The organism is Bacillus sp. EB V-12, assembly GCF_056158125.1.
Genome location: NZ_JBUXJL010000002.1, coordinates 67,853 through 90,143, shown reverse-complemented (window position 1 = coordinate 90,143; position 22,291 = coordinate 67,853). Strand labels below are relative to the sequence as shown.

Sequence of the window (22,291 nt, the reverse complement as noted above, 5' to 3'; positions counted from 1 at the left end):
CTCTTATTTGTTTATGCTTTTTTCAACAAGTGAAATCGTATACTCTAATGTACGATTCATCGTTTCTACCTGTGCATCTTTTACTTTTACATCTTTCACTACAGCTTCGGCCACTGTAATTTTTTGACTCAGTGCTTTCACTGAACCGTCCGTTACATTTGCATCTTGCGCTTTTTTCACTACTACTTTTGCAGATTCAATATTGATTTGTAATTTTTCTTTCGGTGTTTTCGGTTGTTCTACTACTTTAGATTGTACAAATGTTACATTAGCTGTTTTTAATTCGTTATATGTTTGAACGATTTGCTCTCCCGTACTCCCTATATTTTCAAACACTTGTTTTGCATTATTATAGCTTTTCTCTAGTTCTTGAAATGCTTCCTTTGAATATTGACCTGGCTTATCACCAAACTCATACGTACCAGCTAACACTTCTTTCCCTTTTCCAAGCTCTTCATATAACGCGTTCACTTGCTCTAATTTCGTACGGTTAGAAAACTCATTGTACGCTGCTAATACTTCTGAAGAACTTAACGCTTTACTATATAATTTCGCAAGCGCGATTTGTCCATTTAACGGAATGCCACCATTTCCATTGCTATCAGGATCCGCTCCAAGTGCAAATGGTACATTTGGATGATACACTTTTCCTGTAGCTGGTTGGCTATTTACTTTTTTACCATCGACATAAATAGCTACTTCACTTCCGTTATACGTTCCTGTTAAGTGATATGTTTTGTTTGCTTCTAATTGAACTCCAACACGTTTATAACTGCCGCCAATGTGAGCCCATAATTCAACATAGCCGCTTCCTGTAGACTCAAATCCAATTCCACCGCTCTCTGTATTTTGCAAAATACCTTGTCCACGGATTTGATTCATTGAAAATACCGTTTCTAATGTAAATGTATTTGCTACTTTCTCTTTTTGTGCTGCAGAAAATGGAAGGTATCCAAATGTATTAGATTGTCCGTTTAACTTCATAACATTCTTTTTCAATGCTTTATCATATTCAATAGTCACATTGCCCTTCACATCACCTTTTGTTCCAAATGGTGAATTGTCTTTAAATGTACCATCTGCAAAATTCACATCAAAAACATCAGCCTTTGGCACTTTTACATTCGGATCAATATCATCTTTTTTCGTAGTAATTTCTGCCGTTAACGGCTGCGCGGTTTCATTGCCAAATGAATCAATCGCAACTACTTCAAGTGTATATGTTTTCCCGCCATCTAACCCCGCAAGCGTAAACGTAAGATCTTTCGGCACTGGATCACGATAAAACTCTGAGAATGCTAACAATTTATTTTTTATTTCACCCGTTTGCTTATCTCTAGCTTGCACACGGTAAGAGTGAACAAGGAGGTTGTCCAATGCTTGTGGGAATGTTACTGTTGCCGCATTTTCTGTTACATTTGATACAGCAAGCTTTGCATCCTTAGCAAAGTAAGGCTTTTCTTTATCACGATCTTCTACATGTGTAAATGTTTCTTTCTTTGCTGGTAATTTAATTTTCCAAGGCTCGCCTGTCCAAGAATTCGTATGGAAATCGCGACGATTAATCGTTACTTCTTTATCATCTACTTCTACTAATAAACCTTGGCTTAACGTACTAGCTCCTGGCGGGATATTCCCTTGTACTTTACCACCTTCAACTTCCATATAACTTACTGAAGATGTACCAACTGATGTAAAGTCTTTTTGATGTATCGATCTCGGATCATCTAATGGATAATGTGAATGGCCTGAAAACGTAATAACTTGTGGGTATTCTTTTAATACTGCATTAATTTTTGCGCTATCTTGTGTTCCCCATTCATGACTACCGTATACTGTCTCTTTAATGTGTTGATGTAAAAATACAAAAATCGGTTTTTCTGGATCATCTTTTTGCGCTTTTGCCATTTCTTCTTTTAACCAATTAATTTGCTTGTCCGAATAATAGCCATGAGTTGTTCCATTCTCTGGAGACATAACAAGGAAGTGATAACCTTTTACCACTTTATGATAATAAATTGATTCCATACCTGTTTTTTCTAAGAAACGCTTCTGTGCGCCCTCTACAGATAAACCGTTCCAATAATCATGGTTACCAAGAGAATTCATTCTCACGGCATCTTTATTTGCATTTTCATTATACACTTGCATGAAACGATCATATTGCTGCACTGATCCTGTATCTGTGAAATCACCTACAATAACAAATGCATCTTGCTTTGGTGCTAGTGTATTAAACTGTTCAATCGCTCTTTTCCAGCGAAACGTATCATCTGTTCCACTGTTTTTAATATGCACATCACTTACAACTGGAAAAACTATCTTCTTCTCACTTGATGCCTTTTCTTGCTTTTTCTCTTCCGCCTTGACTGATGTACTCCATGGAAATGATACGAATGCTAATACAAAAAACATTAATAATCCAATAAGGCCTTTTACTTTTCTTAAAGCATTTCTGTCCACGTGAATCCTCCTCATAATAATTGATTCATTACAAGGGCTATTTTATCTAATACATGTTAATGTCGTTTAAATAACAAATGAACTTTATTAGATTTTTGTAAATATACAGTTAATTAGAAATTAAGTTCAACATTACTCGTACTATTGTATACAACCACCTTTTGTCTAAAAGAGTCTGATCATTCTTTTCCTATGACTATTCACATATAATCTTTTCTATAACACTAATGATAAGTTAAGGTTTAAGCCTATTAGACAATCTTAATTTTTAATATTTCCTTCTTTTTTTAACACATCGGCCATGCTTTTACATTTAATAGTAATAAAAGACAACTTAAAAGGAGGGGTTGTATTGAAGAATAAAAAAAATATCGGCTGTTTCGCTCCTTTATCTATTATTTGTCCAGACCCTTGTCCACCGCCCCCTCCTCCAAATCCAAATTGCGAGCGAGTAACAAATGAATTTGCAGGGAATTTCCTCATAACTAATAACACCATCTCCTCTGCCAAAGATGCATCACAATCAATGATACTATGGCAAAGTGATGGGATACTACTTATATCAGGTACTGTCTCGGTTTACAATAGTACTAGCAGCAACGAAGCAATTACAATTCAAATCGTTGGAACAGTAACCAATATTTTCACTGTGTTTCCTGGTAATACAATATCGTACACAGGAAAAGACCTACAGTCGATCAATATTATCAATATAACAAGTAATCCTTCACTATATTTAGAAGGCAAGTACTGTTGCGAATTTACATGTTGCTTATAGAATACCAATTTCATTATTTCCTTAATATAAAAAGCATACCGTTCACGGTATGCTTTTTATGAGATTGGATAACGTACTGTAATACAAAACTCTCCTTGATTAACAGTCGTTCCTGTCGTAGTAATTCGGACAGTAGTAAAATATCGGACAGTGAAAGTACCACTACTTTGTGGTTGTACAGTAATTGTATCAACCACTGTTGCACCTACTAAAAAATCAACTGTAATCGGGTTGGCACCTACATCATACTTCACGTAACCTGAACCATATACTTCTTGCGTGATATTATTTGTATATACAATTTGAGTACCAGCACCTGTAATAGACCAGTCTGTACATACTTGGTCTTGCACAAGTGTTTTATTAGAACAACAAGACAAACTGGAACTTCTCATTCCCATTTCGATCCTCTCCTATTCTGCTATGAAAGTGGATAACGTGTTGTAATACAAAATTCTCCCTGATACGTTCCAGCAGGTGTTGCAGGTAACACAACTTGTATACTATCAAAGCGGCGATACGTAAAAGCAATACTCGTTCCTGGGTTTAATGTTTGTGTATCAATTGTACCCCCAGCAGAATCAAGTACCTCTACAGTAATTGGGCCTGGTCCAACATCATATTTAACAAAACCAGTACCAATTACGTTTTGGTTAATATTATTTGTATAGAGAACATTATCAATTGCTGTTGCAACTACAGTAGCAGACCACGGACTACACACTTTATCTTGCACATAATTTTTATCTGGACAACAAGTTAATGCTGACCCTGAGCACTCACAAGACATAGTTGTTTCCCCTCTCTCTTTTATATTCCCTATATGTGTATGTCCCCCAGAGTCTTTTGCCTGTACTATTCATCTATTTTCAAAAAATATTCATGTGACTAGATAGATTCTGTTTTGTTTCTTTTTTTCATATATTTATAGACAAAGATACTAGCAACGATAAGAATAACGCCTCCTAATATCGGTAACATATATTGCCCAACAACATCCGCTGCTTTTTCCCAATGTGGACCTAATTTCATTCCAAAATAAACATACAAAGTCGTTAACGGGAACATTGCTACAAATGTATATATGCTAAATTTCCATATGTTCATTTTCGCCATACCACATGGAACAGAAATAAGCGTTCGAACTCCTGGCACAAAGCGTCCAACAAATGCTACAACCGGTCCATATTTCTCAAAGAAATCATCTGCTTTTTGAATTTGTTCTTCTTTAATGAAGAAGTATTTCCCGTATTTTATTAATAGAGGACGACCACCGTAATAACCGAGTGCATATAACGTTAAAGGTCCTGTCGTTCCGCCGAGGGTTCCGGCTAATACAGCAAGCCAAAAATTCATATCTCCCTCGTACACCCAATACCCCACCATAGGCAAAACTACTTCTGCTGGAATAAATTCAAACGTTAATGCTAACACAACTCCAAAATAAGAAAATTGCTTTAAAAACTCGATTATATCTAAAATAATTTGCTCCATATTTTCTACCCCAACTCCTATCCTACGTTTACGTTATGCTTTTCTTGTAATTGAACTGGCGCCATTTTTACAATTCGGTTCAAAATAAATAATACAATTCCAATATCATCTAAAATACCGATAAACGGTAAGAAGTCTGGAATTAAATCGAGCGGCATCGCAACATAACCAACTAAAAACGCAATAGATAAAATTTTCTTCTTTATTGAAACCTCTTTTGAAGTGAAAAAGTCAAATAGGAATGGAACAAATCGGCGAACATGAAATACAACTCTTAATCTACTAATAAGTTTTTTCATTTTTATATCTCCTCTCTTTGTATACAAAAAGGCCCCTACCAAACATGGTAAGGGTCCTAAAAAAGACAATAAGGGGCCTTTACCATTGCTGGTAAAGGTCTCACTAACAACGAAACGTTGCCAATAAAGCCGAGGGTTTCTCCCTGTAATGACGACTTTACTGTAATAAGTTACTCCCCTTTATATACACAATTTTATACAATCACATTAAAATATTTTGGAGGGCTTGTCAATATATTTTATATCCCACATCCTCCTGCTTAACATTCCGTAAAAACAAAAAACGTATAGGAAATTTCTTACTATCTCATAATATACATAATCATTTTTGAATGAAAGGAGAGGCTTCATTTGCATACCGTATGGAAAGGTGCCCTTTCACTTGGACTATTAAATATAGGAATCAAACTATACAGTGCTGTAGAAGAAAACGATATAAAATTTTTAAGTCTTCATAAAGAATGCTTAACACCTATTAAATATAAAAAATTTGCTCCTGATTGTACGGATGAAGAAATTGATGATAAAGATATTGTAAAAGCCTATGAATACGCACCTCATAAGTACATTATTATGGATGAAAAAGAATTAGCTGAGTTGCAAAAAGCTCACGAACCAAGATCTATTCGTATTATATCTTTTATCCAAAATAACGAAATTGATTCTGTTCTCTACGATCGTTCTTATTTTATAGGCCCTACCTCAGGACATGAAAAATCATATTTATTATTAAAAGAAGCACTTGAACGTACGAATAAACTTGGTCTTATCCATATTTCCATTAGAAAAAAACAACATTTAGCTATTATCCGTAACTTTGAAGATGGGCTTATATTACAAACTATTCACTACCCTAATGAAATTCGCGATATAACAAATACACCTAACTTACCAAGTAACGAAAATTATCCGATTCAAAAACAAGAACTCACAGCAGCAATCAATTTAATCCACCATCTTACAAATCCTTTTGAACAAGAGATGTATACAGATGAGTATAAAGAAGCCCTTACCGAACTAATCGAAAACAAAATTGAACAACAGGAAAAAACCGAAACAATCTCTCCAACTCCAAACATCATCAATATTATGGAGACATTACAGGCAAGTATTGAACAAGCAAAAATAAAAAGAGAAAATAAAGCAGAAAAAGAGGCCAAATAAAATTGACCTCTTTTTTCTTTAAAGCGGATTACATTTTGGCATCTCAAGTCCAGACGATTGTGCTAATTTTAATAAGTAATAACATTCTTCTCTTGCCATATGATCCGCCATTCTAGCAGATAATGCACTTAATATTTCATTCGATAACTCCAGCTCTTCAACCTCATGGAGAAAATGCGAAAATAAGTTTAACTCAAGTGAAACATCTTTTGTAAACTTCTTTAATGCAGGAAAATGATGAAGCTCTGTCCGTAAATACCCCGTCATTTCAACTGCCTTTAAGTAAAATTGTTCAAAGTGCTTCGTAAATTCTTCGCTTTTCTCTTTTAATCTTTTTTCAACAAGATCTAATCCACCAGAAATAGACCCTGCATGGCCAGCCGCATCCGTTAACCAAACGAGATGATAATGTAATTCATGAAAAACAGGCGGAACTTCTCCTTTCTTTAAAAATTCTAACACTGTTATATACTCTTCTACTTCGTTTACCATATGATTGATGAAAGTTGGTGTAAAATGAATAGTGATTTTTCCCTCGAGTTGTTTCTGTATAATACTTAATTTAAACGTTCGTATTTCCTTTGCTGCTCGTTCTGCCTCTTTTGAAAACGCAATGAGATTCACATTACGAACTTTATTTAACAGATTCGTAAATGTTTCAACAAAATAAGTGGCCTTTTTTATATCCTCTTTTTCCTTTGGAGCTAATGCATCAAGTAAAAATTGCGAATGATCAGTAAGCACCTTTAGCCAAAATTGATGCTCAAACAATGCACTTTCTTCATAATTCCTCTCCACTAAATCCCCTCCGTTTATTCGTCCTTCTCTATCACTTGAATTTTATATCCATCTGGGTCTTGTACTACAATACTCTTCTCACTTTTGTTTTCTGTATATGCAATTTTATAAAACACTAACCTCTTCTTTAAGTTCTCTATGTTAGAAATTGAAAACATTAGTACATCAATCGAATCCGTAATACTCTTCTCACGCCCACCCAAACTACGATTCATTACAAAACTAACTCTCATTGAATCAGCATCATACCAAACCCCTGTTACATCTAATTGGGGTCTTTCTAAACTAGGCTTGATTCCTAAAATCCCTTCATAAAAATACAAAGTTTCCTTTAAGTTTTTCACTTCCAATACAATGAATTGTTTCACATTCTCCACATTCATTCCCCCCGTACCTATTACTTTTTTATATGTGTCATAAAGGCCTATTATGTCTGAATACAATACGTAGTAATGAACATTTAAGGAGGTTTATCCATGAATAAATATATGCGATCATTCGTGCCCTATCATAGTCCTCTCGATCCTTGTCCTCCTATTGGAAAGAAATATTATTCTACTCCTCCTAATTTATTTTTAGGTTTTCAACCGCCAAACTTACCACAATTCACACCAAAAGAAGCGCTACAAAAAGGGACTTTATGGCCAGTTTTTTATGACTATTATGAGAATCCTTATAAAAAAGGGCGGTGACTACTGACGTGACTCAATCGCTACCAGAAGAATATTATCAGCTGTTACTGGAGCTTCAAGAACTAGACTTTGTACTAGTTGAACTAACTCTTTATTTAGATACACATCCAGATGACACCGCTGCTATTAATCAATTTAATGATTTCTCCTATAAACGAAGAGTATTAAAACAAAAGATGGAAGAAAAATACGGACCACTCCAACAGTTTGGGAACAGTTATTCTAATGCCCCTTGGGAATGGAGTAAAGGTCCTTGGCCATGGCAAATATAAAGGAGAGAAACTATGTGGATTTATGAAAAAAAATTACAATACCCTGTTAAAGTAGGAACTTGTAATCCAGCACTTGCAAAATTATTAATTGAGCAATACGGTGGTGCAGATGGAGAATTAGCTGCTGCACTACGTTACTTAAATCAGCGTTATACAATCCCGGATAAAGTCATTGGCCTCCTTACCGATATTGGTACAGAAGAATTTGCGCATCTTGAAATGATTGCTACGATGGTTTATAAGCTGACAAAAGATGCGACTCCTGAACAGATGAAGGCAGCTGGTCTCGACCCTCATTACGTCGATCATGACAGCGCACTTCATTACCATAACGCAGCTGGTGTTCCATTTACTGCAACCTATATACAAGCTAAAGGTGATCCAATTGCCGACCTATACGAAGATATTGCGGCTGAAGAAAAAGCGCGTGCCACATATCAATGGCTTATCAACCAATCTGACGATCCCGACATAAATGACAGCTTACGCTTTTTACGCGAACGAGAAATTGTCCATTCACAACGCTTCCGAGAAGCCGTTGAAATTTTAAAAGAAGAACGCGATAGAAAAATATATTTTTAATACACATATCCTAGCGATATGTGTTTTTTTGCGTTAAAAGTTAAATCTTCCCTATTAAACATACAAATAGTATATTTATTCGATTTAATGCATTATTTTTTAATTTTTTCAAAATTCCCTATTGCTTTCTAGTCATCAGACCTTTAAAATAATAACAGTTACTCGACAAATTATTTGAATTTTCGACAAAAATACTCATTAGGAGGATTTTCTTTATATGCGTACAACTTTGAAACCAGCGCAAATACTTTCGATTAGTTTATTACTATTCGCAGTTTTCTTCGGTGCTGGTAATATGATTTTCCCGCCCCTTCTTGGTCTTTCTTCCGGAGAAAATATGTGGGTTTCCATTACAGGGTTTATTATTACAGACGTCGGTTTATCTTTACTTGCTATCGTTGCTGTTGCCCTTGCTGGTGGTAGTTTTAACACTTTAGCGAGCCGTGTTCATCCAAAATTCGCAGCAGTATTCGCTATCATTATTTATCTTTCAATCGGCCCACTATTTGTTATTCCACGAACTGGATCTGTATCTTATGAAATTGGGATTGCACCACTTTTCCCAGATCAATGGTATTCTATGTTAGTTTTTAGTGCGATTTTCTTTACAGTCGTTTACTTCTTATCATTAAATCCATCCAAGCTAGTAGATCATATCGGTAAAATATTAACGCCAATTTTACTTGTAATTATTGCAATTATGGCAACAAAAGCGATTCTTTCACCAGGAACGTTTGCAGAGCCTATCGGTGACTATAAAGACATCCCGTTTTTCAAAGGATTTCTTGAAGGATTTTTAACGTTAGATGCAATTGGCGCTCTCGTACTATCAACAATTGTTGTAAATGCAATTCGTCAAAACGGTATACAAGAGAAGAAATCTATCGCGAAATATACAATCATTTGCGGAAGTATCGCTGCTCTATTCTTAACAATTGTTTACTTCTTACTCGGTTATATCGGAGCTTCAAACGGAAACTTGGGACAATTCGAGAACGGTGGTCAACTATTAGCAACTGTTATGTACCAATTCTTTGGGACAAGCGGTAATGTTTTATTAAGTATCGCCATTATCTTCGCTTGTTTAACAACAGCAATTGGTGTTGTAAGTGCATTCGCCAACTATTTCGCAACAGTATTAACAAATGTTTCTTACAAAAAGCTCGTACTATACGTTTGTATCTTTAGTTTCGTTATTTCAAACTTAGGATTAAGCTTATTAATTAAAATCACACTACCTGTATTAATTATTTTGTACCCAATTACAATCATTTTAATTTTCGTATCATTTATCGATAAATATACGAAACGTAAACCTTCTGTCTACATCGGAGCAATGATCGCAGCATTCATTATTAGCTGTATTCATGCACTTGATAATGTGGGAATGATACCAAGTTTTATCGCTAATATCGTACACACGATTCCTTTTTATAACTTAGGAATCGGCTGGATCGTTCCAGCAATAATTGGTGGTATAATCGGATACTTTATTCCGCAAACAGAAGCTGAAGGTGAAGTTTCTGCAAAGTAAAAAGAAGCAAGCATGAAATCCATGCTTGCTTCTTTTTCTCTTCACATCGTATGTTTAAACGTAAACAACTCTTCCTTTGACTGTACAGCAGATTGTTCCTCTTCTACAACTTCCTTCTTTATCTCTCCCCCTAATCGAACTTTCAACATCGCCTCTTCTAGACTTTTTACAATCATATTTCCTGAAAAAATAGTAAGTCCAAAAAATGTAATCGGAACGAGAGGGATCCACGGATTCACTGTTAATGACCTAAAGTATACTCCAATTAAACCTGACCATTCATGCGTATAAGATTCCAACTCTTTTATAGGTCCACCAAACATTACAGTCCCACCAAAGAACACTTCAAGTAATCCTAAGTGCAGTAAAATAGTAAGAGTCTGCGTAAACTGCTGAAAAAATACAAGTATAAACGTCATATAAAGGTGCGGGAAAAGATGCTTTATAACAATATGTCTTCTCGATCCACCTAATATGCGTGCGGCATCAACAAATTCCTCCGTTCGCAATTTACGAACTTCCTTCGCAACATACAGTGCAATAACTGGCATTACAAGCATTACAAGTAAGACAACTTGAAACGAAGCCCTTTCAAAAAAGGTTGTTGTCTCCTCTCCGCTTCCAAATGCATTTGCAGATTGAAGAAAAAAATACGCAATCATAACTGTCGGAATAACTGTAAAACTATCAAAGAAAGCCTCAATTTTTGAAAATCCTCTTTTTATATACGTTCCGAGTACGACACCGAAAAACACACCTATTACCATTCTAAGTGCCGCAATTAAAATAGATATACCAATCGTCCACTTCGCGCCCTCAATGACTAAATGTAACAGGTCATACCCTTTCCGGTCTGTCCCGAGTAAAAATTGTAATGAAGGTGGAAACGGTGGCACTTGTGGATTTTCATCCGCATCATATTGCAATGTAACTTGTCTAATATGTCCATCATTCCATAACGTATTTCCGATGCTCAAAAGAACTAATAGGAGAAGAAACCCAATGCTTATCCAAAATCTTTTATCACGTTTTATATACGTCCACATATTATAATCTCTCCTTCATCGCAGCCGGAATGAGATAATGAAATAATTTAAATAAAATAAAAATCGGAATATATATAAGAAGCACACTAACGATGAAAACCTCAACTCTAATACCAAAATACGATTTCAAAAACATAAAAATACCACCCGTATTAAAAATCCATTCTATAATATATAAATTAGATAACATAAAAAAGATATTCGTTTTCGCAAAGAATAATGTACTAAGCAACACATTTCGTAAAATATGACGATTTAAAATATGAAAGCGCCCCAGCCCTTTCGCCTTAGCAAATAGTACATAATCTTTTTCTAGTTCATTTTCAAAGCGAAGCACGACCATTTTTACAAACATAATCGTAGTCGGGATGCTCAAACAAAGTATCGGCAATCCTCTAATTGACTCGCCTCCAATTGAAGCAATTTGAAAAGGTAAAAAACCTGTTTGTTTAAAAAACCATATAACTAAAATTTGTGATACTAAAATAAGAAGGATATCTGGAATAGATTCTAGGAAGATAAGAAATGATTTAATTCGATGTTGTATACGCGGTGAACTACTCATAATTACATAAACAATACAAAATGCTACAAATAATGAAATAAAAAAAGCAGCTAAAAAAATAATAATCGTTTCTTTATAATGGACGAACAGCTGCGGAAATAAAAATTTACCTTTTACATATTGCAAATTGGAAATATCCATTAAGTTCACAAACACTTCTTTTAAACTCTGTATGTACTTTGATACATCCAGCTTAAATCCATAGAACAATTTCGGCAGAGCCCCTAACATAATAATCCCCAAAATCGAAATAATAAATTGAATTGTCACTTCCATCCCATTCAGAAAAACTTTTTTGACCACGTTTTCCCTTCTCTCTCTTTATATTTTACTCTCTAATTTTATTCTTAATTTTCTGAATTGTAAATATTCAAACATAAAAAATCACTAGGTTATGATCCTAGTGATTCTTTATGCGCATGCCTTTCTCTTTTTGCAAACGCCATATACAAAATAAAACACCCAATAAGTGCTGCGAGTTCTAATGAAATAATATAGTAAGGATGCGGTCCTAACATATCGAGTAGTGAAGCTGTTTCTGGCTTATGAGCTAAAAACATATAATTACCGCCTGTTTTATAATTCACAAACGAAACAAGCGGAATCAATATGTTTAAAAATATCATCGTACGCTTAATAGATTGCAAGGTCGGTCTATAGCCTTCCACCCAAGTCATAAAGAGTGGTGCCCAAATGAGCAATATATGCGCGATAAAATATTCAATGAAACGAAAATGCGGAAAAGCATACTGCAAGTTTGGCGTTAAAATAGCTTGTGATGCACCAATAATTCCCGTGAAAAATACAATCTCATATATGCGGTAACTTTTCGTTACGATCATAATCGACGCTAATAATAAACTAATCGTACATAATTCAAACGGTAATGAAGTAGCTAGCTCAAAAATCCCCGCTTTCCACTCCCACATATGAAGCCCAATTTCACTACCTATAAATAAAAATGCAATTGCATATCGAACCGTTATATTCCACTCACTTTGACGTAATACATCTTGGTATTGATACAGAAAAAATATCCCCACCAACATAATAAATAATATAAGGGCATGTTGCCTTGAGTATGGAATAAATGGTTTTAATGGGTGTGCGCTAAAATAAGCTTCCATCTTCCTTCCTCCTTTCCTCCATACAATATTATTGTAAGAAAGAAACGACGAGTCAATTCATTTGCTTACACTAGGACAACCTCTACCTTACATTTACATATTCATACCTTACAAAACTGTAAGGTTATTGTAAGCTAAAACGATTTGTCAGATTCTTCACCTCTTCTATACTTAATGTAGATACTAAAACGAACGAAAAGGTGATAAATAGATGAAAAAGAAAAATAAAGTGTTAATTACTAGTGTAGTAGCAATCGGAATTGCAGCTGGATCATACTTTGCATTTGCTGGAGGCGGTTCAGAAGTAGCAATGGCATATAGCGGATATAAAGTAACTGAAAAACAAATCCAAAACGCGCAAAAATTTGGTGGCGAAGTTATTCCAAACGGAATTGAAACTATTTCATTCGATCCAACAAAAGGAACATATGAATTAGCTGTAAAAAAAGGCGATGAAGTGAAAAAAGGTCAGCTTCTATTTAAATACAATGACCCGACTGCTAAACAAGGTGTAACAGAAGCAGAAATGCAAAAGAAAATCGCACAAAAAGAAGTAACGTTGTTCCAAAAACAACTTGATGCAGCGAAACAAAAGTTACAAAAAGATAAAAATGCAGGCCTTCCCGCTGAAGCATTAAAAGCATCAGAAGCTGAAGTTGGGCAATTAGAATCACAACTTGAAATGAAAAAGTTTGATGTTGAAAAATTTGATGAAATGATTAAAACAGCAAAAGAGAAAGTAAACAATCTTTCTGTAACAAGTCCTGCTGATGGCGTAATTGATGATATCGTGAAAACTGCTGACGAAAAAACAGGTATGAGCGGCGTTACTCTTCGTCACGCTGGTCAATTTAAGGTAAAAGGTCAACTTTCTGAATATGAGCTTGCTAGTATGAAAGTTGGGCAAGAAGTAACTGTTTCATCAAAAACTGTCGCTGGTAAGACTTGGACAGGAAAAGTAACAGAAATCGGTTCTACACCATTAAAGAGCATGGATGAAAATAAAACTGTTTCTAACTATCAATTCACTGTCACATTAGATAATAGTGACGAATTACAAAACGGCTTCCACGTTTACGTAACAAGTAAATCTGGCGAAGCAACTGGTACAATTGTTCCGAAAAGCAGTATCGTGAAAAAAGGTGACAAAAATGTTGTCTTCGTTGTAAAAGACGGTAAGGCGAAAGAACAAGCAGTTACTGTTGAATTCGAGACTGATAGCGAAGCAAAAGTTTCTGGAGTGAAAAAAGGAGAGGAAATTATCTCTAAACCTGAAAAAGACTTAAAAGATGGTATGGAGGTTGTCGCCCAGTGATTAACTTAAAAGGCATCACGAAATCCTTCCAAAATGGTGCAGAGTCCGTTCAAATATTACACGGAATTGACGTAACATTGAACCAAGGAGAATTCACTTCAATTATGGGACCTTCTGGTTCTGGTAAATCAACATTAATGAACATTATCGGTTGCTTAGATAAACCGACGACAGGTACGTACGAACTAGCCGGTCAAAATATTTCAAACATGTCTGAAACAGAACTTGCACACGTACGTAATAAAGAGATTGGATTCGTATTCCAAAACTTCATGTTATTACCGAGACTTACAGCGCTTCAAAATGTAGAACTACCTCTTATTTACGCTGGAGTCGATAAAAAAGAAAGACGCGAGCGCTCATTAGCTGCTTTAACAAAAGTCGGTTTAGCTGATCGCGCTACTCACTTACCAAACGAATTATCAGGTGGACAAAAGCAGCGTGTCGCCGTTGCACGTGCAATCGTAAATAACCCAAAATTCATTTTAGCCGATGAACCGACGGGAGCACTTGATACGAAAACAAGCACACAAATTATGGACCTCTTTTACGAATTAAATAAACAAGGCTCAACAATCATTATGATTACCCATGACCGTGAAATCGGGGAAGCTGCAGCACGTCAAATTGTAATTCGTGACGGAAATATCGTCCAAGATTGGAGAGGTTAATTTTGAATACGAGTGAAAATATACGCATGGCCCTTTCCTCTATCTTTGCTCATAAAATGCGTTCTATCTTAACGATGTTAGGTATTATTATCGGTATTAGTGCTATTATTACTATCATTTCAATGGGTGATGGTACAAACGCAAAGTTTAAAAAAGAATTAGGCCAAGGAAAAGATAACGAAGTAACGATTTACTACAACAATCCTGATTACGGAACAGATAGTGCCAAAATCACACCTGATATGCTAAACCGTCTGCAAACTGTACCAGGCGTTAAAGATGTGTATCCAGACGTAAGTATGAAAGTAAAAGCATCTGCTGGTTCAAAAGATGTAAATCTTGATTTAAAAGGTGGAACAGGCGCCTTTATGACAGATTCGAAAATAAAATTAGTTCACGGTCGTGAATTAAATGACAGTGAACTAAATCAAGCAATCCCTGCTGTTATATTAAATGAAGAAGCTTTCAACAAATTATTTAGTAGTGGTTGGGAATCAAATCAATACACAGATATAAAAGGAAAGCCGTATAAAATAGTTGGTGTATACGAAACGAAAAATGACTTTGGAATGCCTATGCCTGAAGGTTATACATCACTTGAAAATGCGCCTGTCATTTCAGGAGTAAATGAGTATGACTCTGTAAGATTAACAATGACCTCTCCGACAGAACGTAAAAGTGTAGAAAAACAAGCTGTTTCTGTTTTAAACGAAATGAAAGCTCCTAAATTTGAGCACAAATTCGAAGCACAAGATTTAGGTGAATTTACGAAACAACTAGACGAATCAATCGGTATGATGAAAATGGTATTCGGTGGTATTGCCGCTATCTCCTTACTTGTTGGTGGTATCGGTGTAATGAACATCATGCTCGTATCTGTAACAGAACGTACACGTGAGATTGGTATTCGTAAAGCACTTGGTGCAACACGTGGTAAAGTATTAACACAATTCTTAATCGAATCTTGTATATTAACAGGACTTGGTGGTTTCATCGGATTCATGCTCGGTATTTTCTTCGCTTGGATCGTCTCAATCTTTGCTGGATGGCCACTCGTTGTCTCAAAAGAACTTGGACTTCTTGCAGTAGGTATCTCAATGTTAATCGGTATTATATTCGGTTTACTGCCAGCTAACAAAGCTGCCAAACTGGATCCAATTGAATGTTTACGATATGAATAAACAAAAACGTAGGAGTTTACACTCCTGCGTTTTTTATTTATCTACTAAATTGAGTTTCTTCTATTATATATGTTTCACGTTACAACTATCATTCAAATACTTTTCATTATTTATAGATACTAAGGCTATTATCTAATTCTATTATTGCAAAAATACTATGTAACAGACGAAAATCAAGGCGTAATTTTTTCCATACTTCGACTGATTTTGTAACAATTATATCGATATTTTATTAAATTTCACCTCATTTATATATTTTCACGCCTAAAAAGATTATCGTTTCATAACTAAATTTCCATTCAAACAGTAAAATAAGCTATTTTGTAACACTATAGATATCATCAAGAAATATTACTGTAACATTATTAACGTTACAGTAATTGAAATACTACTCATTTTGTGTTTCATATGCCCTAATACGCCAAAAAACAACAAGGAAGCGCTATCAGGAAATTTATGGAATTGTTACAGAATATTAATGCCCCATTACGAAAGCTTTGTAATTTTATGTTTTTCTCAAATAAGAAAATAATGGTTGCTATAATGAGGTCAACGAAAACAAATGCAATGGAGGCTATTATGAAAAAATTTATGGGTATAGCAACAGCAGCGGTTTTTGGTCTTGGGATTTTCACAACATCTGCTAAAGCAGAAACAATCGTAACGACTGACGTACTAAACGTACGAGAAAACCCAACTACTGAATCAAAAGTTGTAGGAAAATTATTAGATGGATATAAAGTAAATGTTTTACATACAGAAAATGGTTGGTCAAAAGTTCAATTGAATGGCGGTAAAGAAGCTTTCATAAGCGCTGACTATACAAAAGACACTTACTACGTAACAGCAAACGTATTAAACGTACGTGCTGGGGCAAACACAGACTCAGAGATTCTTGGTAAGTTGAAAAAAGATGATGTAATTGAAACAACACACCAAGTACAAAATGATTGGATTCAATTTGAATATAACGGAAAAACAGCTTATGTTCATGTTCCTTACTTAACAGGTAAAGCACCAGTTAAAGTTCAACCAGTAGCTAAAGTTGAAAAAACGACTACAGTTCAAGATACAGCTAAAGTTCGTGAAGCGGCTAAAGCTCAGGAAGTAGCTGAAACTCAAGCAAAAGCTAAAGCAGTGGAAGCAACTAAAGCTCGCGAAGCAGCTGAAGCCCAAGCAGAAGTTAAAGCTCAAGAAGCGGCTAAAGCTCGTGAAGCGGCTAAGGCTCAAGAAGCGGCTAAAGCTCAGGCAGATGCTGAAGCTCAAGCAGAAGTTAAAGCTCAAGAGGCTGCTAAAGCTCGTGAAGCGGCTAAAGCTCAAGCAGATGCTGAAGCTCAAGCAGCGGCTAAGGCTCAAGAAGCAGCTAAAGCTCGTGAAGCGGCTAAAGCTCAAGAGGCAGCTGAAGCTCGTGAAGCAGCTAAGGCTCAAGAAGCAGCTGAAGCTCGTGAAGCGGCTAAGGCTCAAGAAGCGGCTAAAGCTCAAAAACCAGCTACACAACAACCTGTTGCAAAAGAAACTGAAACAAGTGCACCATCATCTTCTCGTGAGTTACGTGTTGTAGCAACAGCTTACACAGCAGATCCACTTGAAAATGGTTATAAAGCAGGCGACCAAGTAAAATCAGCTTTAGGCCACAACTTAACAGCTAATCCAAACATGAAACTAATTGCAGTTGATCCAAGTGTCATTCCATTAGGTTCAAAAGTATGGGTTGAAGGTTACGGAGTAGCAATCGCTGGTGATACTGGTGGAGCTATTAAAGGTAATAAAATCGACGTTTTAATGCCAGATAAAGGTTCATCAAGTAGCTGGGGACGTAAAACAGTTACAGTTAAAGTATTAAACTAGTTAGTAAAAAAAGGAGTCAGTCTTATCGTTGAGACTGACTCCTTTTCTATAATTATTACATTCTTTCTTTCTCTTGAAAGTAAGCAATATTGTCTCGAAGCCATTCCCTCTCTGATATAAATAAGTTCCCTCGTTTTTTATATACTTTATCAAATATCTTTAAAACTTCTTCATGATTAGCAAACTTATGTAAGAAACGAAGAGCAATGATAATCTCTGCTTCATCCGTAGGCTCTACTTCATTTTTACGTCTTCTAGCAACAATTTTATTCACACGTTCGCAAATTGCTCTCATTGCCATTTCGTCGCCATACGTATAAATAGCTCGAACAGCTTCATATTTCACCATAACATTTCTATCATGTAAAGCTTCAATATAAACTATTTGTAAGTCCGATCCCCCTATTTTTGCTAACACCTCAATAACAGTTGAACGCACATAGGCACTATTACTATATAAAAGCTTTGTTAACGGCAGAATCGATTGCTTCGTTCCAATCTCAAACAATGTATAACAAATATGTGTAATCTCATCTTTATTTTCTTCAGTATCCAGCAACTTTAGCAACGCACTTTCCGCTTCTAACGATTTATATAACTTTAAGGAAGAAACTGCCCAATAACGAACACTATCGTTTTTATGATAAATATACGGAATGATTTTATTTGTACTACTTACTTCTGGCAATGTATAAATATTACTAAGCAGTTCACTTAACAAAGTCGGGCTTTGTTCACATTCCAAACGATCTATAAGATAATCAGCAATATAGATTTTCTTCGTATTGATAGCGAGTTTCGTCATTACATAATATATATCTTTCTTCATAGCTATTTTTTTTGCTTTGGTTACCTTCTGCTGTAAATAAGGAAAAGTTAATAAGTCATTTAACGCTTTTGCTTCATCATACGCACGATGCCAAATCTCTGTTTCTTCATCAGCCATCCGCCTTAATAAATCATCTATATACTCTCCCATCTCCTTCTCTCCCGTCCAAATTAAGTCTATCTCTTTGCATTCTATATACAATAGATTACTATTTCAACAGAAAAAAGAGGATGCCACAGCATCCTCTCCTTCTCTTCCCTATTCCACACAAGTAAACTGCGTCCAAGCTCCTACATAATCTAGTAAGAATAACTCTTCTTCCGCAATTGTACCGACGATATTTTTCCGTTCATCTATCGGCATTTCTTTCAAGATGATTTGCAGTTCACCTTTATACTTTCCGAATGAGTTATTACCAATTACAACTTGCCCTCTTTCCTGTAGCACGCTTTCACGCACTGGGAAGTCATAGTCTTTATATTTTTTACGCACTTCTGTAGAACGTACCATATACTCTGTTATGTCGCCGCGCCTTACGTGTAATTCTTGCAGCGTAGCTCTCTTCTCTACTTCAGTCGCTTCGTCTACAAAGTGCACTTTTAGCTGTAACATGTAGCGATTTAAGTTTCCTAGTTTCTCTAACTCTTCCTCACTCGCATAAGCATTTCCGATAATGACATCATCAATTAACCCTGTTGCCCATAAATGCTTCGCTTGTACTTCAATTGGTAAATTACGATGCTCTTCTAATGTACATAATCCATCGTTAATATCCCATGGACCGATGTTTGCGACATGTGATGTAATAAAGGCTGCACTGCGAATACCATGCTTTTTAAAGCGTTCACTACAGCGAATGAAATAATCGTATGGAAGACCAGTGAATTTTTGCGGATAAAAATTATGGCAACCAATTAAAGCTGATTTATTCGCTTGATGCGAAAGAATATTTTCTAAGTACGCAATATCGTTACTTACATTTAACTCAATTTTTAAACCGTACGGATTATTCGTCATTTTCGCTTCAGTTAACCCGTCGAAGCCTACATCTAAACGAATACCGTCTGCGCCTAACTCCGCGAAGAATGATAAATCGCTATAACTAATACCAAGCTGATCAAACACAGCCGGAGCTACATCTAAAATAACTTCCATATTGTTATCTTTTGCGTGATTAATAATCTCTTTAAATTCAGCTACAATTTCTTCTTTCGGACGATTCACAGATAACAAACAAGTAAATATTCTTGAGAAACCGTGTCGTGCCGCTGCGGAAATATAAGCCATATCTTTTTCTTTCGTTGAATGTTCTGGATAAAGTGAAATTCCTAATTTACGCTCCATGCTTTTGCATCTCCTTCACACGTTGTATTAATGCCATGCTCGTAAATCTATATTTTGCAGATAAACACGTTGCACATAAAATTGTCGGTACAATAATTACGTACGGTGATTGCAATCCTAACATTACATATGCACCCATTGAACAACCGATAAATAAAACTGATACTAGTAGTAACACTAATAAAGATTTACTTTGTACCCATTTCGAATAATGGGCAATACACTGTCCGACCACGAATGTAATTAAGATGATAATTGCTCCGAGCATTCTGTTTTCTCCTCTCCTGCTAATTGTTGTTTCTCATACATTTTGAAGAATGGATAGTAAATAACGAATGAGATAACAAAGTTAACAAGTACAAGTACACCAGCCATAATTGTCCAGTCCGTACTAATTACCGCTGCAATTGGTGCTAACATCGTAAATGGCAGTTTCGCCATCATAAGTGGAATCATACCTGAAACAACTGCGAAATATGATACTGTCGTTGTCACTAACGGTGTAATAACGAACGGAATAATTAAGATTGGGTTCATTACAATCGGTGCCCCAAAAATAATTGGTTCGTTAATATTGAATAAACCTGGTACGAATGATAATCTACCTAACTCTTTTAGGAACTTAGATTTAGAGAACATAAACATAATTACTAAAGCTAACGTTGAACCTGATCCGCCAATCCATACGAACCATTGAATGAATTGCTCTGTAAATAAGTTTGGTAACTGATGTGCATTTCCTGTAGCAGTGAATACTTCCATATTTTCAAGAATTGCTGAATCCCACATCGGACGAATAATTGGTCCTAAAATCGCTGGTCCATGTATACCGAATGACCAGAAAAACACGATTAAGAATACTGTTAATAAACCACCGAATAAATTATTTCCTACTAATACTGATTTTAATGGTGCGATTAAATATGTAATTGTTGTATTTACATCGAATTTCAAACCGTAGCGAATGCCCCAGAATAAAAGAATAACTGCTAATGTTGGAATTAATGCTGCAAACGAATTTGAAACTGCGGGTGGTACACTATCTGGTAATTTAATCGAGATATTATGCTTAATCATAAAATGATAAATTTCTACTGCAATTAATGCTGTAACAATTGCGCCAAATAAAGACGTTGCACTTAATGTTCCTACTGAAATATATCTACCTGCATCAATAACACCTGGTACAGCTTTCGTAATTTGAATTGGTTCAACTGATGCTAGTAAAAAGGCGAGTACAGATAATAACCCTGCACTTAACTGATTGAGCTGATAAAAGTTCGCGAGCGAAGCCCCTACACCAAACGCTGCGTATAATGCCATTAGCCCTACTGTAAATCGGAATGGAATATCTAAAATATGGCGAAACGGTGCAATCCATTCCATATATGCATCAATTGGTAAATTTAAAAAGATAACGAAAAATGATCCGACGATCGTTAACGGCAATGTAGAAATAACCCCGTTTCGAATTGCTAATAAATGTCGTTGTCCTGCAATCTTTTGCGTTGTTGGCATAATCTTTTGTTCCATAAAACTCATAAACCCATTCATCAATAGCCCTCCTCTTTCTCTCTACTATAAAAGAATGAAATAAACTTTATAACATTATAATGTTTATATTTAAAAAGATATAATTATGCTAAAACTAATTGTTCTGCTTGCTTAAGCACCTTCAAACCATCACACATGCCATAATCTCGTTGGTCTATAATCGCAACTGGTATATTGTATGAATTTGCAAGAAACTCTACAGCTGGGAATAAATATTTCACCTGTGGTCCAATTAAAACGACATCGGCTTCCTTAATTTCAAGCTTCACTAGTTCTGAATCAACTGCCTTAATTTTATAATTCTTCCCCTGTTTCTTTGCCTCTTCTTGCATTTTTCTTACGACCATACTCGTTGACATACCTGCTGCACAACATAATAAAATGTACATCTTATACGGTCACTTTCTCTTCTACTCGTTTATGAAGAGCAATAAATTCTTCAGCCAGTTCTTTCACTGTAATTGCATTCATTAAATGATCTTGTGCGTGCACCAACAGTAAACTAATTTCTGCATGATTTCCTCTTGCCTCTTCTTGAATTAAATCCGTTTGAATACGATGCGCTGCTGAAATTTCCTCACTAGCAAGTTTCATCTTTTCACCGGCATTCCCGAAATCTCCTTGTCTTGCAAAAGCAATTGCTTCAAGCGCCGCACTTCTCGCATTGCCACCATGTAAAATTAACGCAAATGGAGTTTGCATATCAGCCATTTTAAATTCCCCCAAGCTATATGT

At 35.6% G+C, this 22,291-nt stretch carries 27 protein-coding genes; 10 read left to right on the top strand and 17 right to left on the bottom strand.

The window, feature by feature from the left end:
• Positions 1 to 3 precede the first annotated feature (3 nt).
• Positions 4 to 2,463 (bottom strand): LamG-like jellyroll fold domain-containing protein, encoded by a 2,460-nt coding sequence (locus ACZDYH_RS07020; RefSeq protein WP_434713546.1) that lies wholly within the window; start codon positions 2,461 to 2,463, stop codon positions 4 to 6.
• A gap of 261 nt (positions 2,464 to 2,724) precedes the next feature.
• Positions 2,725 to 2,973, bottom strand: coding sequence for a hypothetical protein (locus tag ACZDYH_RS07015; protein ID WP_002025365.1), 249 nt, complete (start codon positions 2,971 to 2,973; stop codon positions 2,725 to 2,727).
• Here ACZDYH_RS07015 and ACZDYH_RS07010 point away from each other — a divergent pair.
• Positions 2,858 to 3,241 carry an S-Ena type endospore appendage gene (locus ACZDYH_RS07010; RefSeq protein ID WP_434714555.1) on the top strand — a complete coding sequence of 128 codons (384 nt, stop codon included), beginning with the start codon at positions 2,858 to 2,860 and terminating at the stop codon, positions 3,239 to 3,241. The two genes, ACZDYH_RS07015 and ACZDYH_RS07010, sit on opposite strands and share 116 nt — an antisense overlap.
• A gap of 56 nt (positions 3,242 to 3,297) precedes the next feature.
• Here ACZDYH_RS07010 and ACZDYH_RS07005 read toward each other — a convergent pair whose 3' ends face one another.
• From ACZDYH_RS07005 to ACZDYH_RS06990, 4 genes are all read right to left on the bottom strand, one after another.
• Entirely contained in the window at positions 3,298 to 3,642 is a 345-nt protein-coding gene (locus ACZDYH_RS07005; RefSeq protein ID WP_000525819.1) for a DUF3992 domain-containing protein, read from the bottom strand.
• Positions 3,643 to 3,662: 20 nt separating this feature from the next.
• The gene (locus ACZDYH_RS07000) at positions 3,663 to 4,031 is read right to left on the bottom strand and encodes a DUF3992 domain-containing protein (RefSeq protein WP_001277537.1); all 369 of its coding nucleotides are present in this window, start codon (positions 4,029 to 4,031) and stop codon (positions 3,663 to 3,665) included.
• A 98-nt stretch (positions 4,032 to 4,129) separates the two neighbouring features.
• A complete protein-coding gene (locus ACZDYH_RS06995; RefSeq protein WP_000435017.1) occupies positions 4,130 to 4,735 on the bottom strand; it encodes a DedA family protein in 606 nt (201 codons plus the stop codon).
• Positions 4,736 to 4,752: 17 nt separating this feature from the next.
• Positions 4,753 to 5,034 (bottom strand): YkvA family protein, encoded by a 282-nt coding sequence (locus tag ACZDYH_RS06990; RefSeq protein WP_000733844.1) that lies wholly within the window; start codon positions 5,032 to 5,034, stop codon positions 4,753 to 4,755.
• A 351-nt stretch (positions 5,035 to 5,385) separates the two neighbouring features.
• Here ACZDYH_RS06990 and ku point away from each other — a divergent pair, with 351 nt between their 5' ends.
• Complete coding sequence (gene ku, locus ACZDYH_RS06985) at positions 5,386 to 6,198, top strand: non-homologous end joining protein Ku (RefSeq protein WP_000557737.1); 813 nt, start codon at positions 5,386 to 5,388, stop codon at positions 6,196 to 6,198.
• A gap of 18 nt (positions 6,199 to 6,216) precedes the next feature.
• Here the strand turns inward: ku and ACZDYH_RS06980 are convergent, their stop codons facing one another.
• The gene (locus ACZDYH_RS06980) at positions 6,217 to 6,996 is read right to left on the bottom strand and encodes a DUF2935 domain-containing protein (protein WP_000440986.1); all 780 of its coding nucleotides are present in this window, start codon (positions 6,994 to 6,996) and stop codon (positions 6,217 to 6,219) included.
• Positions 6,997 to 7,010: 14 nt separating this feature from the next.
• Complete coding sequence (locus ACZDYH_RS06975) at positions 7,011 to 7,439, bottom strand: VOC family protein (RefSeq protein ID WP_165443285.1); 429 nt, start codon at positions 7,437 to 7,439, stop codon at positions 7,011 to 7,013.
• 33 nt (positions 7,440 to 7,472) lie between these two features.
• Between ACZDYH_RS06975 and ACZDYH_RS06970 the strand changes: the two genes are divergently transcribed.
• From ACZDYH_RS06970 to brnQ2, 4 genes are all read left to right on the top strand, one after another.
• On the top strand, positions 7,473 to 7,688 hold the full coding sequence (locus ACZDYH_RS06970; protein ID WP_001046257.1) for a spore coat associated protein CotJA: 216 nt from the start codon (positions 7,473 to 7,475) through the stop codon (positions 7,686 to 7,688).
• Between the two features lie 8 nt (positions 7,689 to 7,696).
• On the top strand, positions 7,697 to 7,960 hold the full coding sequence (locus tag ACZDYH_RS06965) for a spore coat protein CotJB (RefSeq protein ID WP_000194492.1): 264 nt from the start codon (positions 7,697 to 7,699) through the stop codon (positions 7,958 to 7,960).
• A 12-nt stretch (positions 7,961 to 7,972) separates the two neighbouring features.
• The gene (gene cotJC, locus ACZDYH_RS06960; RefSeq protein WP_000265278.1) at positions 7,973 to 8,542 is read left to right on the top strand and encodes a spore coat protein CotJC; all 570 of its coding nucleotides are present in this window, start codon (positions 7,973 to 7,975) and stop codon (positions 8,540 to 8,542) included.
• A 217-nt stretch (positions 8,543 to 8,759) separates the two neighbouring features.
• Positions 8,760 to 10,076: a branched-chain amino acid transport system II carrier protein BrnQ2 gene (gene brnQ2, locus ACZDYH_RS06955; RefSeq protein ID WP_001260934.1), complete on the top strand. Its 1,317-nt coding sequence runs from the start codon at positions 8,760 to 8,762 to the stop codon at positions 10,074 to 10,076.
• 41 nt (positions 10,077 to 10,117) lie between these two features.
• Here the strand turns inward: brnQ2 and ACZDYH_RS06950 are convergent, their stop codons facing one another.
• The 3 genes from ACZDYH_RS06950 to ACZDYH_RS06940 all read right to left on the bottom strand — a co-directional run bounded on the left by ACZDYH_RS06950 (position 10,118) and on the right by ACZDYH_RS06940 (position 12,814).
• Positions 10,118 to 11,122, bottom strand: coding sequence for an ABC transporter permease (locus ACZDYH_RS06950; protein WP_474885990.1), 1,005 nt, complete (start codon positions 11,120 to 11,122; stop codon positions 10,118 to 10,120).
• Between the two features lies 1 nt (position 11,123).
• Complete coding sequence (locus ACZDYH_RS06945) at positions 11,124 to 11,990, bottom strand: ABC transporter permease subunit (protein WP_000239670.1); 867 nt, start codon at positions 11,988 to 11,990, stop codon at positions 11,124 to 11,126.
• 89 nt (positions 11,991 to 12,079) lie between these two features.
• Positions 12,080 to 12,814, bottom strand: coding sequence for a YwaF family protein (locus tag ACZDYH_RS06940; RefSeq protein WP_000388697.1), 735 nt, complete (start codon positions 12,812 to 12,814; stop codon positions 12,080 to 12,082).
• A gap of 211 nt (positions 12,815 to 13,025) precedes the next feature.
• On the opposite strand from ACZDYH_RS06940, the gene ACZDYH_RS06935 reads away from it, so the two are divergent.
• The 4 genes from ACZDYH_RS06935 (at position 13,026) to entC (ending at position 17,829) form a co-directional block, all read left to right on the top strand.
• Entirely contained in the window at positions 13,026 to 14,129 is a 1,104-nt protein-coding gene (locus ACZDYH_RS06935) for an efflux RND transporter periplasmic adaptor subunit (protein ID WP_000728834.1), read from the top strand.
• A complete protein-coding gene (locus ACZDYH_RS06930; RefSeq protein ID WP_000609100.1) occupies positions 14,126 to 14,800 on the top strand; it encodes an ABC transporter ATP-binding protein in 675 nt (224 codons plus the stop codon). Before ACZDYH_RS06935 ends, ACZDYH_RS06930 begins: the two co-directional genes overlap by 4 nt.
• A 26-nt stretch (positions 14,801 to 14,826) precedes the next feature.
• Positions 14,827 to 15,981 carry an ABC transporter permease gene (locus ACZDYH_RS06925; protein ID WP_001986269.1) on the top strand — a complete coding sequence of 385 codons (1,155 nt, stop codon included), beginning with the start codon at positions 14,827 to 14,829 and terminating at the stop codon, positions 15,979 to 15,981.
• Positions 15,982 to 16,437: 456 nt separating this feature from the next.
• Positions 16,438 to 17,829 carry a cell wall-binding protein EntC gene (gene entC / locus ACZDYH_RS06920; protein WP_142384871.1) on the top strand — a complete coding sequence of 464 codons (1,392 nt, stop codon included), beginning with the start codon at positions 16,438 to 16,440 and terminating at the stop codon, positions 17,827 to 17,829.
• A 55-nt stretch (positions 17,830 to 17,884) separates the two neighbouring features.
• Here entC and ACZDYH_RS06915 read toward each other — a convergent pair whose 3' ends face one another.
• The 6 genes from ACZDYH_RS06915 to ACZDYH_RS06890 all read right to left on the bottom strand — a co-directional run bounded on the left by ACZDYH_RS06915 (position 17,885) and on the right by ACZDYH_RS06890 (position 22,267).
• Positions 17,885 to 18,808, bottom strand: coding sequence for a HEAT repeat domain-containing protein (locus ACZDYH_RS06915; protein WP_025709941.1), 924 nt, complete (start codon positions 18,806 to 18,808; stop codon positions 17,885 to 17,887).
• A gap of 108 nt (positions 18,809 to 18,916) precedes the next feature.
• Positions 18,917 to 20,002, bottom strand: coding sequence for a DUF871 domain-containing protein (locus ACZDYH_RS06910; RefSeq protein WP_000440054.1), 1,086 nt, complete (start codon positions 20,000 to 20,002; stop codon positions 18,917 to 18,919).
• On the bottom strand, positions 19,992 to 20,270 hold the full coding sequence (locus tag ACZDYH_RS06905) for a hypothetical protein (protein WP_000900048.1): 279 nt from the start codon (positions 20,268 to 20,270) through the stop codon (positions 19,992 to 19,994). The genes ACZDYH_RS06910 and ACZDYH_RS06905 overlap by 11 nt, the downstream gene beginning before the upstream one ends.
• The gene (locus tag ACZDYH_RS06900; protein WP_001013053.1) at positions 20,246 to 21,556 is read right to left on the bottom strand and encodes a PTS sugar transporter subunit IIC; all 1,311 of its coding nucleotides are present in this window, start codon (positions 21,554 to 21,556) and stop codon (positions 20,246 to 20,248) included. The genes ACZDYH_RS06905 and ACZDYH_RS06900 overlap by 25 nt, the downstream gene beginning before the upstream one ends.
• Before the next feature lie 83 nt (positions 21,557 to 21,639).
• Entirely contained in the window at positions 21,640 to 21,945 is a 306-nt protein-coding gene (locus tag ACZDYH_RS06895) for a PTS sugar transporter subunit IIB (RefSeq protein WP_000275642.1), read from the bottom strand.
• 1 nt (position 21,946) lies between these two features.
• Positions 21,947 to 22,267 (bottom strand): PTS lactose/cellobiose transporter subunit IIA, encoded by a 321-nt coding sequence (locus ACZDYH_RS06890; protein ID WP_000774631.1) that lies wholly within the window; start codon positions 22,265 to 22,267, stop codon positions 21,947 to 21,949.
• Between the last annotated feature and the right edge of the window lie 24 nt (positions 22,268 to 22,291).

Excerpts from the sequence above, each read along its gene's own strand:
- ACZDYH_RS06900 (WP_001013053.1), bottom strand. The coding sequence starts at position 21,556 with ATGAATGGGTTTATGAGTTTTATGGAACAAAAGATTATGCCAACAACG.
- ACZDYH_RS06895 (WP_000275642.1), bottom strand. The coding sequence starts at position 21,945 with ATGTACATTTTATTATGTTGTGCAGCAGGTATGTCAACGAGTATGGTC.
- ACZDYH_RS06910 (WP_000440054.1), bottom strand. The coding sequence starts at position 20,002 with ATGGAGCGTAAATTAGGAATTTCACTTTATCCAGAACATTCAACGAAA.
- ACZDYH_RS06970 (WP_001046257.1), top strand. The coding sequence starts at position 7,473 with ATGAATAAATATATGCGATCATTCGTGCCCTATCATAGTCCTCTCGAT.
- entC (WP_142384871.1), top strand. The coding sequence starts at position 16,438 with ATGGAATTGTTACAGAATATTAATGCCCCATTACGAAAGCTTTGTAAT.
- ACZDYH_RS06935 (WP_000728834.1), top strand. The coding sequence starts at position 13,026 with ATGAAAAAGAAAAATAAAGTGTTAATTACTAGTGTAGTAGCAATCGGA.
- ACZDYH_RS07005 (WP_000525819.1), bottom strand. The coding sequence starts at position 3,642 with ATGGGAATGAGAAGTTCCAGTTTGTCTTGTTGTTCTAATAAAACACTT.
- ACZDYH_RS06915 (WP_025709941.1), bottom strand. The coding sequence starts at position 18,808 with ATGGGAGAGTATATAGATGATTTATTAAGGCGGATGGCTGATGAAGAA.
- ACZDYH_RS06940 (WP_000388697.1), bottom strand. The coding sequence starts at position 12,814 with ATGGAAGCTTATTTTAGCGCACACCCATTAAAACCATTTATTCCATAC.
- brnQ2 (WP_001260934.1), top strand. The coding sequence starts at position 8,760 with ATGCGTACAACTTTGAAACCAGCGCAAATACTTTCGATTAGTTTATTA.
- ACZDYH_RS06990 (WP_000733844.1), bottom strand. The coding sequence starts at position 5,034 with ATGAAAAAACTTATTAGTAGATTAAGAGTTGTATTTCATGTTCGCCGA.
- cotJC (WP_000265278.1), top strand. The coding sequence starts at position 7,973 with ATGTGGATTTATGAAAAAAAATTACAATACCCTGTTAAAGTAGGAACT.
- ACZDYH_RS06905 (WP_000900048.1), bottom strand. The coding sequence starts at position 20,270 with ATGCTCGGAGCAATTATCATCTTAATTACATTCGTGGTCGGACAGTGT.
- ACZDYH_RS07000 (WP_001277537.1), bottom strand. The coding sequence starts at position 4,031 with ATGTCTTGTGAGTGCTCAGGGTCAGCATTAACTTGTTGTCCAGATAAA.
- ACZDYH_RS06890 (WP_000774631.1), bottom strand. The coding sequence starts at position 22,267 with ATGGCTGATATGCAAACTCCATTTGCGTTAATTTTACATGGTGGCAAT.
- ACZDYH_RS06925 (WP_001986269.1), top strand. The coding sequence starts at position 14,827 with ATGGCCCTTTCCTCTATCTTTGCTCATAAAATGCGTTCTATCTTAACG.
- ACZDYH_RS06950 (WP_474885990.1), bottom strand. The coding sequence starts at position 11,122 with ATGTGGACGTATATAAAACGTGATAAAAGATTTTGGATAAGCATTGGG.
- ACZDYH_RS06995 (WP_000435017.1), bottom strand. The coding sequence starts at position 4,735 with ATGGAGCAAATTATTTTAGATATAATCGAGTTTTTAAAGCAATTTTCT.